13 protein-coding genes are annotated in these 17903 nt (G+C 67.9%); 8 read left to right on the top strand and 5 right to left on the bottom strand.

Annotation, left to right across the window (positions count from 1 at the left end; genetic code table 11):
* Positions 1 to 243 precede the first annotated feature (243 nt).
* Positions 244 to 1212 (bottom strand): LysR family transcriptional regulator, encoded by a 969-nt coding sequence (locus VG543_RS20050; protein ID WP_019661881.1) that lies wholly within the window; start codon positions 1210 to 1212, stop codon positions 244 to 246.
* A 110-nt stretch (positions 1213 to 1322) separates the two neighbouring features.
* Between VG543_RS20050 and aceB the strand changes: the two genes are divergently transcribed.
* From aceB to VG543_RS20030, 4 genes are all read left to right on the top strand, one after another.
* Positions 1323 to 2945: a malate synthase A gene (gene aceB, locus VG543_RS20045; RefSeq protein ID WP_423179077.1), complete on the top strand. Its 1623-nt coding sequence runs from the start codon at positions 1323 to 1325 to the stop codon at positions 2943 to 2945.
* Positions 2946 to 3009: 64 nt separating this feature from the next.
* Complete coding sequence (gene aceA / locus VG543_RS20040) at positions 3010 to 4311, top strand: isocitrate lyase (protein WP_423179078.1); 1302 nt, start codon at positions 3010 to 3012, stop codon at positions 4309 to 4311.
* Between the two features lie 421 nt (positions 4312 to 4732).
* The gene (locus VG543_RS20035) at positions 4733 to 5773 is read left to right on the top strand and encodes a GGDEF domain-containing protein (protein WP_019661878.1); all 1041 of its coding nucleotides are present in this window, start codon (positions 4733 to 4735) and stop codon (positions 5771 to 5773) included.
* A gap of 13 nt (positions 5774 to 5786) precedes the next feature.
* Entirely contained in the window at positions 5787 to 8279 is a 2493-nt protein-coding gene (locus tag VG543_RS20030; protein ID WP_134735266.1) for a putative peptide modification system cyclase, read from the top strand.
* Positions 8280 to 8286: 7 nt separating this feature from the next.
* On the opposite strand, the gene VG543_RS20025 is transcribed toward VG543_RS20030, so the two are convergent.
* Positions 8287 to 8583: an NHLP-related RiPP peptide gene (locus VG543_RS20025; protein ID WP_423179079.1), complete on the bottom strand. Its 297-nt coding sequence runs from the start codon at positions 8581 to 8583 to the stop codon at positions 8287 to 8289.
* Between the two features lie 138 nt (positions 8584 to 8721).
* Here VG543_RS20025 and VG543_RS20020 point away from each other — a divergent pair, with 138 nt between their 5' ends.
* The gene (locus VG543_RS20020) at positions 8722 to 9888 is read left to right on the top strand and encodes a putative peptide maturation dehydrogenase (protein ID WP_058979737.1); all 1167 of its coding nucleotides are present in this window, start codon (positions 8722 to 8724) and stop codon (positions 9886 to 9888) included.
* 19 nt (positions 9889 to 9907) lie between these two features.
* Here VG543_RS20020 and VG543_RS20015 read toward each other — a convergent pair whose 3' ends face one another.
* The 3 genes from VG543_RS20015 to VG543_RS20005 are packed head-to-tail and all read right to left on the bottom strand — an operon-like array spanning position 9908 to position 14716.
* Complete coding sequence (locus VG543_RS20015) at positions 9908 to 11923, bottom strand: acetyl/propionyl/methylcrotonyl-CoA carboxylase subunit alpha (protein WP_423179080.1); 2016 nt, start codon at positions 11921 to 11923, stop codon at positions 9908 to 9910.
* An 8-nt stretch (positions 11924 to 11931) separates the two neighbouring features.
* Complete coding sequence (locus VG543_RS20010) at positions 11932 to 13542, bottom strand: carboxyl transferase domain-containing protein (protein WP_423179081.1); 1611 nt, start codon at positions 13540 to 13542, stop codon at positions 11932 to 11934.
* Between the two features lie 10 nt (positions 13543 to 13552).
* Entirely contained in the window at positions 13553 to 14716 is a 1164-nt protein-coding gene (locus tag VG543_RS20005; protein ID WP_014035590.1) for an isovaleryl-CoA dehydrogenase, read from the bottom strand.
* A gap of 161 nt (positions 14717 to 14877) precedes the next feature.
* On the opposite strand from VG543_RS20005, the gene VG543_RS20000 reads away from it, so the two are divergent.
* The 3 genes from VG543_RS20000 (at position 14878) to VG543_RS19990 (ending at position 17888) form a co-directional block, all read left to right on the top strand.
* Entirely contained in the window at positions 14878 to 15495 is a 618-nt protein-coding gene (locus VG543_RS20000) for a TetR/AcrR family transcriptional regulator (protein ID WP_021203751.1), read from the top strand.
* Positions 15496 to 15713: 218 nt separating this feature from the next.
* Positions 15714 to 16232 (top strand): c-type cytochrome, encoded by a 519-nt coding sequence (locus tag VG543_RS19995; RefSeq protein WP_005407662.1) that lies wholly within the window; start codon positions 15714 to 15716, stop codon positions 16230 to 16232.
* Positions 16233 to 16442: 210 nt separating this feature from the next.
* The gene (locus VG543_RS19990; protein WP_346469559.1) at positions 16443 to 17888 is read left to right on the top strand and encodes an ExeM/NucH family extracellular endonuclease; all 1446 of its coding nucleotides are present in this window, start codon (positions 16443 to 16445) and stop codon (positions 17886 to 17888) included.
* The last annotated feature ends 15 nt before the right edge of the window (positions 17889 to 17903 follow it).

Here is a 17903-nt window from a genome sequence, read left to right as displayed (position 1 = left end):
CAACGGCTTTGACTGATGTGGAGGTCTTGCAGGCCTCTTTGGCAACCTGCAGTTTGAAACGAGCGTCATATCTGTTCATGTATCCCTCGGGGTTGGATCTGGCGTCCAACTCCCGGGGGTCACTTCATGGACGGGTTTACGGCGTCCCCCGCAACCGGACTCACCCCGCCATCCCACGGATAGCCGGCTTTTGCTGTTGCTTCGGCTTCGGCGGGTGCAGGGCGGAGCCCTGCCGAACACCCCTCACCGCTCCGAATGCCCGCTCTGGTCGTAATCGCGCGGACTGAACAACTCCGGCTGGATCAGCTCGATGAACGCCCGCGCCTGCGCCGACAGTGCCTTGCCGCGGCGCACGATCACCCCGTAACTGCGCTCGGGGAACCAGCGCTTCATCGACCGCGCCGCCAGCCGCTCGCGGTCGGCTTCGTGCAGGCACAGCGCCGGCACGATGGAAATGCCCATGCCCATCGCCACGTACTGCTTGATCACTTCCCATCCACCCACTTCCAGCGCCACGGTGTAGGCAATGCGGTGGCGCTGGAATACCTGGTCGACCAGGCGGTAGGTGATCTGCCGCTTCGGCGGCAGTACCAGCGGATAGCGCGCGATGTCGGCCAGCTCCAGCTCGCCGCCGCTGGCCAGCGGATGGTCGTGCGGCGCGATCAGCACCTGTTCGAAGCGGTAGGCCGGGGCGTAGGTCAGGTCGGCCGGTACATCGGTCATCGAACCGATGGCCAGGTCGGCGGCATCCTCGCGCAGCAGGTCGGTGCCGTCGGCGCTGATCGCGTTGTGCAGGGTCAGGCGCACATCCGGATGGTGCAGGCGGAAGCGTTCGACGATCTTCGGCAGCAGGTACAGGATGGTCGAGCTGTTGGCGGCGATGTTCAGCTCGCCCGCGTCCAGGCCGCGTACCTTGTCGCGGAAGCGCGCCTCCAGCCCGTCCAGGCTCTCCACCAGCGGCTGCGCCATCTCGTACAGCAGTTGGCCCTCGCGGCTGGGCACCAGGCGCCGCCCGCTGCGTTCGAACAATGGCACCCCCAGCTCCCGTTCCAGGGCCTGCAACTGCAGGCTGATCGCCGGCTGGCTGACGAAAAGTGCCTCAGCCGCCCGTGAGACCGAACCCAGGCGCACCGTCTGGCAGAACGCACGCAACGGCTTCAGCCGGTCGGATTTGTAGGAAAAACGCGGACTTGGCGGGGTGCGTGTGCTCATCGTGTCACGAGTATTAGCACAACTTATGTAGAACATTGCAAAAACTGTTTTGCCAAATACTCAGGCCCGGCGGCACCGTGGAGCCGTTCCCCCACCGCTGGAGTCGCCCCATGTCCGCCGTCGCTTCCGCTGTTCCCACCCCCGCCGCGAAGGCTACCCCCGGCATCGCCCTGGCGACCCGCGTGGCCGGCCAGGACACCCTGCTGCCGGCGCCGCTGCTGGCCCTGCTGGTGTCGCTGCACCGTGCGGTGGAACCGGGCCGGCAGGCGAGGCTGCAGGCCCGCCGTGAACGCCAGGCATTCTTCGACCAGGGCGGCCTGCCGGACTTCCGCGAGGACACCGCCGCCATCCGCAGCGGCGACTGGCGCGTGGCCCCGCTGCCGGCCGCGTTGCAGGACCGCCGCGTCGAGATTACCGGCCCGACCGACCCGAAGATGGTCATCAACGCGCTGAACTCCGGCGCCAAGGTGTTCATGGCCGACTTCGAGGATTCGACCTCGCCGACCTGGCGCAACCTGCTGGCCGGCCAGCAGTCGCTGGCGGCGGCGGTGCGCGGCGATCTGGAATACACCGCCCCCAATGGCAAGCGCTACACGCTGCGCCCTTACGACGAGCAGGCGGTGCTGATCGTGCGCCCGCGTGGCTGGCACCTGGATGAAAAGCACGTGCGCATCGACGGCCAGTTCCTTGCCGGTGGCCTGTTCGACGCAGCGGTGTTCGCCTTCCACAACGCCCGCACCCTGCAGGCGAAGGATCGTGGCCCGTACTTTTACCTGCCCAAGCTGCAGAGCATGGAAGAGGCGGCGCTGTGGGAGACCGCGCTCTCGCATATCGAGGGCATGCTCGGCCTGCCGCACGGCCAGATCAAGGTGACCGTGCTGATCGAAACGCTGCCGGCGGTGTTCGAGATGGACGAGATCCTGCACGCGCTGCGTGATCGCATCGTCGGCCTGAACTGCGGGCGCTGGGACTACATCTTCTCGTACCTGAAGACCTTCCGCCGCCACGCCGACCGCGTGCTGCCCGAGCGCGGCCAGGTGACCATGACCCAGCCGTTCCTGAAGGCCTATTCGGAACTGCTGATCCAGACCTGCCACCGCCGCGGTGCGCATGCGATGGGTGGCATGGCCGCGCAGATCCCGATCAACAACGATGCCGCCGCCAACGAACAGGCGATGGCCCGGGTGCGCGCCGACAAGCTGCGCGAAGTCACCGCCGGCCATGACGGCACCTGGGTTGCGCACCCGGCGCTGATTCCGGTGGCGATGGCGATCTTCGACGAACACATGCCCGGTGCGAACCAGCACAGCGTGCTGCGCCAGGATGTGCGCGTCGGCCGCGACGAACTGATCGCACGGCCGCCGGGCACCGTCACCCGCGCCGGCTTCGAGGGCAACGTGGAAGTCTGCGTGCGCTATCTGGCGGCGTGGCTGGATGGCAACGGCTGCGTGCCGATCCATCACCTGATGGAGGACGCGGCCACCGCCGAGATCAGCCGCAGCCAGCTGTGGCAGTGGCTGCATACGCCGGGCCAGCAGCTGGACGATGGCACTGCGATCGATCTGGCGCTGCTGGATTCCACCCTCTCGCAGCTGCCGGCACGGCTGGGCGATACCGCCGTACTGCCCGGTGGTGCGCGCATCGGCGAGGCCATCGCCCTGCTCGGCGAACTGAGCCGCAGTGACGAACTGACCGATTTCCTGACCCTGCCGGCCTACGCGCGCATCGATTGACCGACTGCCGGCCCTCCTGCCGTTTCCCTCCCCGCTGCACGCACGAACCGAACTGGAGAAAGACATGAGCAAGCTGCCCACTGCCGAACAGATCCAGCACGACTGGGACACCAACCCGCGCTGGGAAGGCATCCAGCGCAACTACAGCGCCGCCGACGTGGTGCGCCTGCGCGGCACCGTCCACATCGAGCACTCGCTGGCCCGCCTGGGTGCGGAGAAGCTGTGGGCGTCGCTGCATGAGCGCGAGTTCGTCAACGCGCTGGGTGCATTGACCGGCAACCAGGCCATGCAGCAGATCAAGGCGGGCCTGAAGGCGATCTACCTGTCCGGTTGGCAGGTGGCGGCCGACGCCAACCTGGCTGGGCAGATGTATCCGGACCAGTCGCTGTACCCGGCCGATTCGGTGCCGGCGGTGGTCAAGCGCATCAACAACACCCTGCTGCGTGCCGATCAGCTGCATCATGCCGAAGGCAAGGACGACATCGACTTCCTGCAGCCGATCGTGGCCGATGCCGAGGCCGGTTTTGGCGGCGTGCTCAACGCCTTCGAACTGATGAAGGCGATGATCGAGGCCGGTGCGGCCGGCGTGCACTTCGAAGACCAGCTGGCCTCGGTGAAGAAGTGCGGGCACATGGGCGGCAAGGTGCTGGTGCCGACCCGCGAGGCCATCGAGAAGCTCAACGCCGCGCGCCTGGCTGCCGACGTGCTGGGCGTGCCGACCCTGCTGGTGGCGCGCACCGATGCCGAAGCGGCTGATCTGTTGACCAGCGACATCGACGGCAACGACAAGCCGTTCACCACCGGCGAGCGCACCGTGGAAGGCTTCTACAAGACCCGCAATGGCCTGGACCAGGCGATCAGCCGCGGCCTGGCCTACGCGCCCTATGCCGATCTGGTGTGGTGCGAGACCGGCAAGCCGGACCTGGAGTTCGCCCGCAAGTTCGCCGAGGCGATCCACGCGAAGTTCCCGGGCAAGCTGCTGGCCTACAACTGCTCGCCCAGCTTCAACTGGAAGAAGAACCTGGACGACGCCACCATTGCCAAGTTCCAGCGCGAACTGGGTAGCTACGGCTACAAGTTCCAGTTCATCACCCTGGCAGGTTTCCACGCGCTGAACTACGGCATGTTCAACCTGGCCCACGGCTATGCACGCCGCCAGATGAGCGCCTTCGTGGAGCTGCAGGAAGCCGAGTTCGAAGCGGCCGAGCGCGGTTTCACGGCGGTCAAGCACCAGCGTGAAGTCGGTACCGGCTACTTTGATGCGGTGACCCAGGCGATCCAGCAGGGGCAGTCGTCGACCACCGCGCTGACCGGCTCCACCGAGGAAGAGCAGTTCCATGGCGGGCGCAGCGAACGCGCGGCGTGATGCGGTAGTGCCGGCCGCTGGCCGGCAACCACGTGATCCTTCGGGCACCACAGGGAAGCCGGCCAGCGGCCGGCTCTACCGAAGCCTCGAAATCTGATCAGGGTGGCCAGGGAAGGGCCAGACAACGCCGGCCGGTCGGGGGACCTGCCGGCGTTGTTGTATCGGTGCAAAGGCGCGGCGGCCGGCAGGCAGCGTCAATCAGGCGCACCCCCTTGGCCGCAACTTGGCCGAAATCCTGTGAAACCCGGCATCGGATTGATCCAGCAGGGGTTTTGCCCGGACATGGGTGACCAGAACGGGCCACCACCGATCTTCACATCACACAAGAGCGCCCTGAGGCTCAAAATGAGATAGGGCGCACACTTTAAAGCGGTGCTATGCTCCGCGGCTCACCAGGGGACGCTGGCGGCGGGTGCAGGGAATGACCGGCAGGGGTGCGGCCGAGAACAGTGATATGACGACAGGTATCGCCCGGGTGGCGATGGCCGAGATCGTGCATGCGCTGTTGTCGGATGCCGAGGTGGCATTGTTTGCCAGATTCGCCCGCCCATGCAAGCTTCATGCCGGACAGTGGCTGTTCCAGCGGGGCCACCGCGGCGAGCGCATGTATGTGATCCTCGACGGCCAGATCGAACTGGACTTCGGCGAGGACCTGGTGATCAAGACACTCGGGCAGTATGAGTTCTTCGGCGAACTGGGCCTGCTGGTTGGCGACCACCTGCGCAGCGCCAGCGCGCGCGCGCTGGTCGATTGCGATGTCCTGGAGCTGGGGCCGGCCGATTTCCACCGCTTGGTCGAATCCGATCCCGGGCTGGTGGCGTACTTCCTGCGTCGCACGATCATGCGCGTGCTGACCAACGAACAGGCCCTGATCAGCCAGCTGCGGCGCCGCAACCACGATCTGGAAACCGCGCTGGACAACCTGTACATCACCACTCATCAGCTGACCCATACCCGCGAGCTGGTGCGCACCGATGAACTGACCGGGCTGCACAACCGCCGTGGCCTCACGTTGTACCTGCAGGAGTGCCGCGAGCGTGCCGAGGGGCTGCCGCAGGCGTTGCTGCTGATCGATTGTGACCGCTTCAAGCAGATCAACGACCGCCACGGCCACCAGGCCGGCGACCGCGTGCTGCAGAGCATGGGCAACATCCTGCGCTCGATGGCCGGCGAGCATGACCTGGCCTGCCGCCTTGGCGGTGATGAGTTCTGCCTCATCCTGCGCCGCGGCAACCACGAGATCGTGCAGCACGCGGCCGAGTTCATCCTCAGCGCGGTGCATGGCCTGCTCGAACGCAGCCCCGGTACGCCGCATGTCAGCCTGGTCAGCATCGGTGCGTGCCTGCTGGCGCCGGAGGCAGGCTGGAGCGAGTGGTACGCGCGCGCGGATCGCGCGCTGTACCAGGCCAAGCGCGATGGCGGCAACTGCCTGCGCTGGGCGAATGATCCGGACGGCCAATAGGGAGAGGCAGGCGATGGACGGCGACAACGGAACGTCAGCCCCGCATAGCCCACAGCTACGCGCCCTGCTGTTCACCGATCTGTGTGATTCGCTGCAACTGGTCGAGCGGATCGGCGATGTGGCGGCCGCCAGCCTGTTCCAGGAACACGACCGCCTGGTGCTGGTCCTGCAGCAGCGCTGGAACGGCCAGCTGATCGATCGCTCCGACGGCCTGTTCATGCTGTTCGAGCGGGCCATCGATGCTTTGGGCTTCGCCCTGGACTACCAGCGCGAACTGCACGCGCTGGGCCAGCAGCGGGCGATCGAACTGCGCGCGCGTGCAGGCCTGCATGTGGGTGACGTGCTGACCTGGGAGAACAGTGCCGAGGCGGTCCGGGCCGGCGCCAAGTCGATGGAAGTGGAAGGCCTGGCCAAGCCGATGGCAGCGCGCCTGATGACGCTGGCCCGCCCTGGCCAGATCCTGTTGTCGGCGGTGGCCGAATCGCTGACCCGTCGCGCCACCGGCGCGCTGGGGGAACGGGGTGCGCGCCTGCTGTGGAAGTCGCACGGCCGTTGGCGCTTCAAGGGAATGCCGGTGGTGCAGGAAGTGATCGAAGTGGGTGAGATCGGTTCAGCGCCGTTGCGCATGCCACGCGCCACTGCCAAGGCACGCCGTGACCTGCCGCTGTGGCGGCAGCCGCTGGTGCTGGCCGCCGAGGGCCTGGTGCTGACGGTGGCCGTGCTGGGCGGCTGGTTGCTGCTGCGGTCGGAACCGGCGATCGCGTTCGCCGAGCGGGACTGGGTGGTGCTTGGCGATGTCGACAACCTCACCGGCGACCCGATTTTCGACGACTCGATGCGGCACGCGATCCGGATCGCGCTGGAGCAGTCGCGCTACGTGAACGTGCTGTCGGAGGGCAAGATCCGCGAAAGCCTGGAAATGGCGCGGCTCTCGGGCGATACCCGGCTCAGCCGCGATACCGCGGCCAACGTGGCGGTGCGGGAGGGCGCGCGCGCCGTGCTGCTGCCGACGGTGCGGCAGAAGATCGGTGGCTACGAGCTGGCCATTGATGTCGCCGCACCCGGCACCGGCCAGGTGATCCAGACGTTCACCGCCACCACGGATCGATCCGACCAGATGGTATTCGCGGTGGACGACGTGGTCGGGCGCCTGCGTCGCGGACTGGGCGAATCGGTGGCGAGCCTGGAACAGTCGTTGCCGCTGCCGCGGGCATCGACCCAGGACCTTCGCGCACTGCGAGCGTTCGCGCTGGCCGAGAATGCACTGGGCCAGCGTCGCTTCGAGGAGGCTCGCAACCTCTATCAGGCTGCAATCGATATTGATCCCGGTTTCGCCCTGGCCTACATGGGCGTGGCCAAACTGCATGCGCGCGTCGATGAAGGGCGGCGCGCACGCGAAGCCATGCAGCACGCGCTGGACCTGCAGGATCGGTTGCCGCCACGCGAGCGCCTGTACCTGAAGGCCTGGATGGCCGAACTGGAGCCTGGTGGCTGGGCGCTGGAGCACTGGCGCACGCTGGCCAAGGTCTACCCGGATTCGTTCGCCGGGCTGTCCAACACGTCCTGGTACCTGCTGCAGGCCAACCAGTTCAGCGAGGCCGAACCCTACGCGCGTGCGGCTGCGGTGCCGCAGGATCCGCTGCGCCTGTATCCGCTGATCCACCTGGTGCGGATACAGATCGCCGCCAACCAACCGCAGCTTGCGGCCGAGACACTGGCCCAGGCACAGGTCCTGCGCGGTCGTGATGATGCCGATGAGACCGGCGTGGACGTGCTGGTCGCGCAGGGCAAGTACGCCAAGGCCGCCCAACTGCTGCCGCAGATCCGTGCCAACGATGCCCTGCAGCAGCGCATGAAGCTGCGTGCGCAGCTGCTGCTGGCGGCCACGCAGCGCGATTGCGCGGCCATGCAGCAGGCGGTACGCGACGACGCGTCGGCGCCGGCGCTGGTCGACTTCCAGGTGCAGCAGCGGCTGCAGCACGCCAGCGTGGCAGCTCTGTGCCCGAGCGCGGACCGCGCCGAGTTGCAGGCCATCGCTGCGTTGCTGCATCCGTTGCTGGAGCAGCGCGATGATCCCATGCTGCATGCCCGCGGCCTGCAATGGCTGGCTCTGGTCCATCTGGCCCAGCGACAGGGCCAGTTCGAGCTGGCCAGGCGCTGGCTGGACGAGCAGCGGCCGCTGCTGCGCAGCCTGCGCAGTCCGGTCGCCGATCGCTGGCTGCGCATTGTCAGCGCCGTGGATGAACTGCAGATGCAGCGACCCGAAGCTGCCCGCGCCCTGATCGAGCCAATGCTCGATGGCAGCGAGCCGGTGCAGGCACACGTCGTGCTGCTGCTCGCGCTGCGCGCACAGGGCAATGAAGCTGCCGTACGCCGCGAGCAGGCCTGGCTGTCCCAGCATCGCGGCCAGGCCATTGCCGAGGTCACCGCCATGCAGGTCTGGCAACCACTGAATGTGCACGACGTGTCCACGTGGGCATCGCCGGCCGCGGCCGGCGCGCCCTGATGACGGGTCAGCCGTCGATGCGCTCGCCGACCTTGCCCGCTTCGAAGCAGAACACCACGGTCATCGCCGCCACCGACACGGACAGGTGGGCCTGCAGGCTGTCACGCACCTGGCTCAGCTCCTCGACCGAAGCCAGGGTGCCGATCTTCATGCAGTCGCTTTCGCCGACCGCACCGTCCAGCCCGATCGAGGCCAGAGCCTTGGCCGGCGAGGTGGTGAAGTGGCTGCGGAAGTCATCGTTGCCGATCAGGTGGTCCAGCAGGGTGCTGGCGTCTGCGGCGGAAAGGCGGGGATGGGTGCTCATGGGGATCGTCCGTAGGCTGAAGTTCTCGTATCGGCCGCGACAGCCTGCCATTGAGGGCCGCGCTGCGTACGTCGCTAAAGTTGGCCGCGCTGCGGTCGTTGCTGCTATGCCGGTTGTGCGGCAGAAGGAAGGAATCCCATGCGCCTGCGCCGCTGCGCCAGCCTGATGTTCGAGCCCCGCGAGGCGATCACCCTCGACCTGCGCGCGATGCTGGCCGGCCACGCCGAGATGGACAGCCAGATCAGCTGGGTGGCCCTGGCCGCGCATCTGGACCAGCCACTGCCGGTGGACGCCGAGGAGCGCCAGCTGCTCGGCGAGCTCAGTGCGCACCGCTGGTGCGAACCGCCCGCCGATGCCTGCCCGGCCATGCTGGCCCGCTTGGTCGAGCAGGGCCTGCTGTTGACCGACCCACCGAGCGAGGTGGGGCACCAGCTGCGCGACGAGGCTTTGCGGCGCAGCCAGTGGTGGCCGCTGGCGGCGCTGGCCCATCGTCATGCGCGCTGGCAGGCCGTGGACAGCGTGGAGGACATGCGTCGGCAAGGGTTGGACACCGCTGCCGGCCTGCGCCAGCGCCTCGGGCCGCCACCGCCGGTGGTGCAGCCGATGCAGGGCGATTACCAGCCGCTGCCGCGCAGCGAAGAGGCGCCGTTCGACACACTGCTGGCGCGCCGCAGCACCTGCCGCAATTTCGATACCCAGCGCGCGCTGCCGCTGCCGTTGCTGGCCCAGGTGCTGCAGCGCACGCTGATGGCCCACGCGGTGCAGAAGGTCGAGCGCGATACCGAGTTCCTGAAGAAGAACGTGCCTTCCGGTGGCGGCCTGCATCCCACCGAAGGCTTCCTGCTGGTGCAGAACGTGGAAGGACTGGCACCGGGCCTGTACCACTACCACCCGGTGCAGCACGCCGTGCTGCCGCTGCCCTCGCCACCGCCGCAGGCACTGCCGGCGCTGGCGCGGCGGATGCTGTCCGGGCAGGCGTGGTTCGCCGATGCGCCGGCGCTGCTGGTGCTGGCGCCGCGCTATGACCGCTGCTTCTGGAAGTACCGCAACCACGCCAAGGCGCATCGTGCGGTGACGCTGGATGTCGGTCACATCTCGCAGCTGCTGTACCTGTGTGCGACCGAGCGCGGGCTGGCGGCGTTCGTGACGGCGGCCATCAACGATGCCGATGTCGATCGTGCCTTCGGTTTCGACGGCATCGGGCAGAGCGCGATGGCCATCTGCGGCCTGGGCTGGCGCAGTGCCACGCTGGACACGGCCGAATTCGATCCCGCCGGGCGGGTGGTAGCGGGCGACGACCGCTGAGCGGTCGCCACCCCAGCGTTCACGCCGCCTCGAAGTCCACCAGTACCGCGCCGTCGCCGACCTGGTCGCCGGCCTTGGCGCGGTAGCCCTTCACCGTCCCGTCGGCCGGCGCCTGCAGGGTGTGCTCCATCTTCATCGCTTCCAGCACCACCAGCGGTGTGCCGCGCTTGACCTCGGTACCGGCGGCGACCAGCGTGGCGACGATCCTGCCCGGCATCGGTGCCAGCAGGCTGCCGGCATCGGCCACGGCGTGGTCCGATTCGCCCACCGGATCATGCAGGGTGAAACGATGCTGGCCGTCAGCACCGAACAGGTACAGCTGGTCTCCGTCACGCAGCAGCTGCAGTGCCCAGCGGCGCCCGCCCAGCTGCACCACCAGCCCGCGCATATCGGCTGTGCCGACCACCTGCACGGGTGCCGCGTCATCGCACTGCACACGCCAGCCATCGGCCTGCGCCCACACCTTCAGCGTGTGCCGGCGTTCGCCCTGCTGCAGCGGCAGCACGCGCGGCGCGGGCGCGCCAAGGCGCCAGCCGTCCTGTGACTGCCACGGCGAATGCGGATCGCGCGCGTCGGTGCTGGCGGGTGCCGTGCTTGCCACTGCGGCCACGGCGGCTAGCAGCCACAGGTCCGCACCCGCGTCGACGACGGCACTCAATGCCGCCTGCTCGCGCTCGATCAGCGCGGTATCCAGCTTGGCGTGGGTAAACGAATCGGTGTTCACCAGGCGGCGCAGGAAACCGGCATTGGTGGTCACGCCCACCACCTGGCAGTCGGCCAGTGCCTGGCTCATGCGGCGCAGTGCAGCGTCGCGGTCCACGTCCCAGACGATCAGCTTGGCGATCATCGGATCGTAGTACGGGGTGATGCTGTCGCCTTCCTCGACGCCGGTATCCACGCGCACATGGGCCGACGGCGCCGGCAGGCGCAGGCGGCGCAGGGTGCCGGTGGACGGCAGGAAGCCTCGATCGGCATCCTCGGCATACAGCCGCGCTTCGATCGCGTGGCCGTGGATGGCCAGCTGCTCCTGGCGCAGCGGCAGCGGCAAGCCCGAGGCCACGCGCAGCTGCCACTCCACCAGGTCGGTGCCGGTGATGTACTCGGTGACCGGGTGCTCGACCTGCAGGCGGGTGTTCATTTCCATGAAGTAGAAATCGCCGTCCGGGCCGGCGATGAACTCCACCGTGCCCGCACCTTCATAGCCCACCGCGCGCGCGGCATCGACCGCCGCCTTGCCCATCGCAGCACGACGTTCCGCGCTCATGCCCGGGGCCGGCGCTTCTTCCAGCACCTTCTGGTGGCGGCGCTGCACCGAGCAGTCGCGCTCGAACAGGTACACCGCGTCACCGTGGCTGTCGCCGAACACCTGGATCTCGATATGGCGCGGGCGCTCGACGTACTTCTCGACCAGCACGTGGTCATTGCCGAACGCCGAGGCCGCCTCGCGTTGGCAGCTGGCCAGCGCATCGACGAAGTCCTCGCTGCGCTCGACCTTGCGCATGCCCTTGCCACCGCCACCGGCGCTGGCCTTGATCAGCACCGGGTAACCGATGGCGTCGGCCTGTTCGCGCAGGAAGGACGGTTCCTGCTGGTCGCCGTGGTAGCCCGGAGTCAGCGGCACGCCGGCTTTCGCCATCAATGCCTTGGCCGCGCTCTTGTCGCCCATCGCGCGGATGGCGCTGGCCGGCGGCCCGATGAAGGTGATGCCGGCGGCGGCGCAGGCATCGGCGAAGTCGGCATTCTCGGACAGGAAGCCGTAACCGGGGTGGATCGCCTGCGCGCCGGTCAGGCGTGCGGCGTCGAGCAGGGCATCGCCGCGCAGGTAACTTTCACGTGCAGCGGCCGGACCGATGTGGATGGCTTCGTCGGCCAGGCGCACGTGGCGCGCGTTGCGGTCGGCATCGGAATATACCGCCACGGTGGCGATGCCGAGGCGGCGGCAGGTGGCGATGACGCGGCAGGCGATTTCGCCGCGATTGGCGATCAGGACTTTGGTGAACATGGCAACGGGCTTCATGGGAGCGTGCTCGGTCATGGCACGGGTTACATGCGGAACACGCCGAAGCGCGTCTGCTGCGGGGCGGCGTTGAGGCTGGCCGACAGCGCCAGGGCCAGTACCCGGCGGGTGTCGGCCGGATCGATCACGCCGTCGTCCCACAGGCGCGCGCTGGCGTAGTACGGGTGGCCCTGCTGCTCGAACTGCTCGCGGATCGGTGCCTTGAACGCGTCTTCCTCCGCCGCCGGCCACTGGCCGCCCTTGGCCTCGATGCCATCGCGCTTGACCGTGGCCAGCACGCTGGCGGCCTGCTCGCCGCCCATCACGCCGATGCGCGCGTTCGGCCACATCCACAGGAAGTTGGGCGAGTACGCACGGCCGCACATGCCGTAGTTGCCGGCACCGAACGAGCCGCCGATGACCACGGTGAACTTGGGAACCTTGGCGCAGGCCACCGCCAATACCAGCTTGGCGCCGTCCTTGGCGATGCCGCCCTGTTCGTACTTGCGGCCGACCATGAAGCCAGTGATGTTCTGCAGGAACACCAGCGGGATGTTGCGCTGGGTGCACAGCTCGATGAAGTGCGCGCCCTTCAGTGCCGACTCGGAGAACAGGATGCCGTTGTTGGCGATGATGCCGATCGGGTAGCCGTTCAGATGCGCGAAGCCGGTAACCAGTGTTGCGCCATAGCGCGGCTTGAACTCGTCAAAGCGCGAGCCATCGACCAGGCGTGCGATCACTTCGCGCACGTCGTAGGGCTTGCGCGTATCGGCGGGAATCACCCCATACAGTTCATGCGCCGGCAGCAGTGGTTCCTCGGAAGGCTGTACCGCCATCGCCGGTTCCGGCTTGCGCCAGTTCAGCTGGGCGATGATTGCGCGCACCCGTGCCAGCGCCTGCAGATCGTTGTCGGCCATGTGGTCGGCCACGCCGGAGATGCGCGTGTGCACGTCGGCACCGCCCAGTTCCTCGGCCGTCACCACTTCACCGGTGGCCGCCTTCACCAGCGGCGGGCCGCCGAGGAAGATCGTGCCCTGCTCGCGCACGATCACCGTCTCGTCGCTCATCGCCGGCACATACGCACCACCGGCGGTGCAGCTGCCCATCACGCAGGCGATCTGCGGAATGCCCTGCGCCGACAGGTTGGCCTGGTTGTAGAAGATCCGGCCGAAATGATCGCGGTCCGGGAAGACTTCGTCCTGCAGCGGCAGGAACGCGCCACCGGAATCGACCAGGTAGATGCACGGCAGGTGGTTCTGTTCGGCGATCTCCTGCGCGCGCAGGTGCTTCTTCACCGTCATCGGGTAGTAGGTGCCGCCCTTGACCGTGGCATCGTTGGCCACGATCACGCATTCCACGCCGCTCACGCGGCCGATGCCGGCCACCACGCCGGCGGCGGGCACGGCATCGTCATACATGCCGTGCGCGGCCAGCGGCGCGATTTCCAGGAAGGCGCTGCCCGGGTCGAGCAGGGCGTCGATGCGGTCACGCACCAGCAGCTTGCCGCGCGCGGTGTGCTTGGCGCGTGCGGCTTCGCTGCCACCCAGCGCGGTGCGCGCGAGGGTGGCATGCAGGTCGTCGACCACGGCCTGCATCGCCGCGCGGTTGCTTTCAAACGTTTCGCTGCCCGGTTGCAGCTGGCTGTTCAGGACGGTCATCGCGTTGGCCTTACAGGGTGCGCTGGAACAGTTCGCGGCCGATCAGCATGCGGCGGATCTCCGAAGTGCCGGCGCCGATTTCATACAGCTTGGCGTCGCGCCACAAGCGGCCGGTCGGGTATTCGTTGATGTAGCCGTTGCCGCCGAGGATCTGGATCGCCTGGCCGGTCAGCCAGGTGGCCTTCTCGGCGGCGTACAGGATGGCACCGGCGGCGTCCTGGCGGGTGGTGCGGCCCTGGTCGCAGGCGCGTGCCACGGCATAGACATACGCGCGGCAGGCACCCAGGCCCACGTACATGTCGGCGATCTTGGCCTGGATCAGCTGGAAGCTGCCGATCGGCTCGCCGAACTGGTGGCGCTCGTGCACGTACGGCATCACCACGTCCATGGCCGCGGCCATCAGGCCCAGCGGGCCACCGGACAGCACCACACGCTCGTAGTCCAGGCCGGACATCAGCACGCGCACGCCACCGCCAACCTGGCCCAGCACGTTCTCTTCGGGAATCTCGCAGTCCTGGAACACCAGCTCGCAGGTGGGCGAAGAACGCATGCCCAGCTTGTCCAGCTTCTGCGCGGTGGAAAAGCCCTTCATGCCCTTCTCGACCAGGAACGCGGTGATGCCCTTGGCGCCGGCCTCCATGTCGGTCTTGGCATAGACCACCAGCACGTCAGCATCCGGGCCGTTGGTGATCCACATCTTGTTGCCGTTGAGCACGTAGCGGTCGCCGCGCTTGTCGGCGCGCAGCTTCATCGACACCACGTCCGAACCGGCCCCCGGCTCGCTCATCGCCAGCGCACCGACCAGGCTGCCATTGCAGAGGCCGGGCAGGAAGCGCTGCTTCTGTTCTTCGTTGCCGTTCTTGCGCAGCTGGTTCACGCACAGGTTGGAGTGCGCGCCATAGGACAGGCCGATGCCACCGGAAGCGCGCGAGATTTCTTCCATCGCCACCACGTGGGCCAGGTAGCCCATGCCGGTACCACCGTATGCTTCTTCCACGGTGAGGCCGAGCAGGCCCTGTTCGCCCAGCTTCGGCCACAGAGCCAGCGGGAACTGGTTGCTGGCATCGGCCTCGGCGGCCAGCGGCGCGACCTCGGCGGCGGCAAAATGGGCCACGCTCTGGCGCAGCAGGTCGATGTCTTCGCCAAGGTCGAAGTTCAGGGATGGCACGTGCATTGTGGTGGCTCCACGACGGGATGGCAGGAAATGGACGCACCCGGCGGGGGAGCGGGCGGCGGTCTGCAGGACCGCTGCCCGCACGGGCGATTGGACCCCAGCGTAGCGGGGTTCGGATAAGAAGTGAATACAAATTCAAAAATTGAAACCAGAATCAAAACATGGCCTACAAACGCTCTGCACTGATGGAAGAACGCCTGGCCGGGGCCCGTGAACGGATCCTGCTGGCCACCCGTGAACTGGTCGCCACTGGCGGCTGGCGCAATGCCCCGGTGACCGCCGTGGCGACCCTGGCGGGGGTGTCCACCGGCCTGATCTACCGGCACTTCCCGTCCAAGGCCGAGTTGTTCGTGGAGGTGCTCAACGCCGCGGTGGCCCACGAGGTGGCGATCATGGAGCGCATCGCCAGTGGCCCGGAGGCGGCCAGCGAGCGCCTGCGGCTGGCGATCACCGCCTTCGTACGCCGTGCCCTGGCTGGGCCGGGGCTGGCGCACGCCTTCATCGTCGAACCGGTCGACCCGGACGTGGAAGCCGAGCGCATGCGCGGTCGTCGCGCCTTCGGCGACGTGTTCCTGCGGCTGGTGGAGGAGGGCGTGGCGGCCGGTGAGCTGCCTGCGCAGGACGCGCATGTGGCCGCTGCGTGCCTGGTCGGCGCCTTCACCGAGGCGATGGTCGGCCCGACCGCGCCAAGCCGCGAAGCACACCGCGACGAAGATGCACTGGTGAACGCAATCTGCAGCTTCTGCCTGCGCGCGATCGGTGCCCCGGCAATTCGGTAGCGCCGGGCCATGCCCGGCGGCTGTTGCCATCCTCGACCGTTGTTGCCGCGCTTCGCGCTCGCCGGGCACGGCCCGGCGCTACCCGCATGCGGCCACGGCCGCATGCTGCGCCGCACCAGCATGACGCCTGTTGTCGCACGCATAGCGCGTTCTATACTCGGCCCATCACGCAGTCGCTCAGCCGTGGTCCAACGACTATCAGCCAGGGGTAACGAAGAGTGCGGAATTACGATCTGGAGTTCCTGAAACGCTTCTCCATGGTGATCGCGCTGCTGGCGACCATCACCCTCGGCCTCATCCTCCTTGCCGCCTACATCCACACCCGGATTCCACCCGAAGTATCGCCGACCGCGGCCAAGCGCACCGAACAGCGCATTTCGCCCACCGGCGCGGTCTATGCCGGCAGCACCGGCGCCGCCGCGCAGGCTGCGGCCAAGGCCGCCGCGCTGGCCAAGGCTGCTTCGCAGGTGGCTTACGGCGGCACCAAGGATGGCAAGGTGATCTTCGACAACCTGTGCACCGCCTGCCATACCACCGGCGTGGGCATGGCACCGACGCTGGACCACTCGCATTGGGACAAGCGCATCGCGCAGGGCAAGGACACGCTCTACAAGCACGCCATCGAGGGCTATACCGGCCCGGATGGCGGCATCATGCCGCCCAAGGGTGGCAACCCGGCCCTGACCGAAGAACAGATCCACGCCACCGTGGACTGGATGCTGGGCAACCTGAAATAGCCGCCGCAACGCGCCGCTTCCTGTAGAGCCGAGCCCACGCTCGGCTGCTCTGCGCACGGTGTGGCCAGGCGCAGCCGAGCGTGGGCTCGGCTCTACCACCTACTAAGCTTTGCCCACCGAGGCCTGATTGCCCCTGTGCCCCCGCCGCGCAGGCGGATCTCCGCATTTCAGGGTTAGTCTGTGCGCCCTCTTCACTGGAATCGCCCGTCGATGCGCCGCCGTTCCCTTGCTCTTGCCCTGTCCCTGCTGCTGCCGGCCAGCGCCTTTGCCCAGGCCCAGCCGCAGGCCGCATCAGCTACGACGCCCGCTGTCGCGCGCAGCAGCGCCACCGTGGTGCTGACCGCCGCACCGGCCGACTGGCGCGCGCTGGATGGCCAGCGCGTGCGCATCGCCGCACCGCTCACCCTGGCCGGTACCGATGGCCTGGAGCGCTTCGGCCAGCTCACCGTGGCCTTCGACGGCCGCCTCTGGCAGCCGACCGAAGTGGCTGCGCCTGGCACCGCCGGCTACGAGCAGGTGATGGCCGACAACCAGCGTCGCCGGCTGGTACTGGAAAATGGCAGTGACGCCCGCGACCCCGCAAGCGTGCCCTACCTGCCGGGCAACCCGGTGCTGCGCACCGGCATGCAGCTGCGCAACGTGGAGGGCATCGTGCGCGTGGATGCGCAGGGCCATCCGCGCCTGCAGGTCGAGGGAGCGCTGAAGCTGCCGGAGCTGAAGCGCCCGGCGGTGCCGACCGTGCCGGGCAGCCTGCACGTGGCGGCCTTCAACCTGGAGAACTTCTTCAATGGTGACGGCCAGGGCGGTGGCTTCCCGACCCTGCGCGGCGCGCGCACCCTGGACGAGCACAAGGCGCAGCTCGCCAAGCTGGTCACCACGGTCAACGCCTTGGGCGCCGATGTCGCTGCGCTGATGGAACTGGAGAACGACGGCTACGGCCCGCAGTCGGCCATCGCCGAACTGGTCGATGCGCTCAACCGCGACCGTGGCGCGCAGGGCGACTGGCGCTTCGTCGATGCCGGCAACGGCCCCGGCGACAATCCGATCCGGGTTGGCATCATCTACCGCAGCAGCCGCCTGCAGCCGCTGGGCAAGCCGGCCACGCTGACCGGCGGCCCGTTCGTCGAACACAGCCGCGTGCCGCTGGCGCAGGCCTTCCAGGGCAAGCAGGGCGCGCCGTTCGTGGTGGTTGCCAACCACTTCAAGTCGAAGGGCTGCCGCGACGCCGCCGGTGCCGACGCCGACCGCAACGACAACCAGGGCTGCTGGAACGCGACCCGCGTGACCTCGGCGCAGCAGCTGCATGCCTGGCTGCAGACTGACCCGACCGGTACCGGTGCCAGGGACGCGGTGCTGCTGGGCGATTTCAATGCCTACGCGATGGAAGACCCGATCCGCACCCTGCGTGACCTGGGCTGGCAGGACGCATTCAAGGTCGCCAAGGTCGAGCATCCCTACAGCTACGTCTACAACGGCTATACCGGCCGCCTCGACCATGCACTGCTGAGCCCGGGCATGGCCAAGCGCCTGCGCGGTGCCGCCGAATGGCACAGCAATGCCGACGAGCAGGACGCCAGCGGCTACCAGGGCCGCAACGTGCAGGGCCCGTGGCGCAGCTCCGACCACGACCCGCTGCTGCTGGGTTTCGACAGATAGGGTTCGCCGGGGATC

Origin of the sequence: Stenotrophomonas sp. CASM101 (genome assembly GCF_049384845.1) — a bacterium.
GTDB lineage: Bacteria > Pseudomonadota > Gammaproteobacteria > Xanthomonadales > Xanthomonadaceae > Stenotrophomonas > Stenotrophomonas hibiscicola.
The sequence above is the reverse complement of the archived record's forward strand: the minus strand, read 5'-3'. Positions and strand labels throughout refer to the sequence as shown.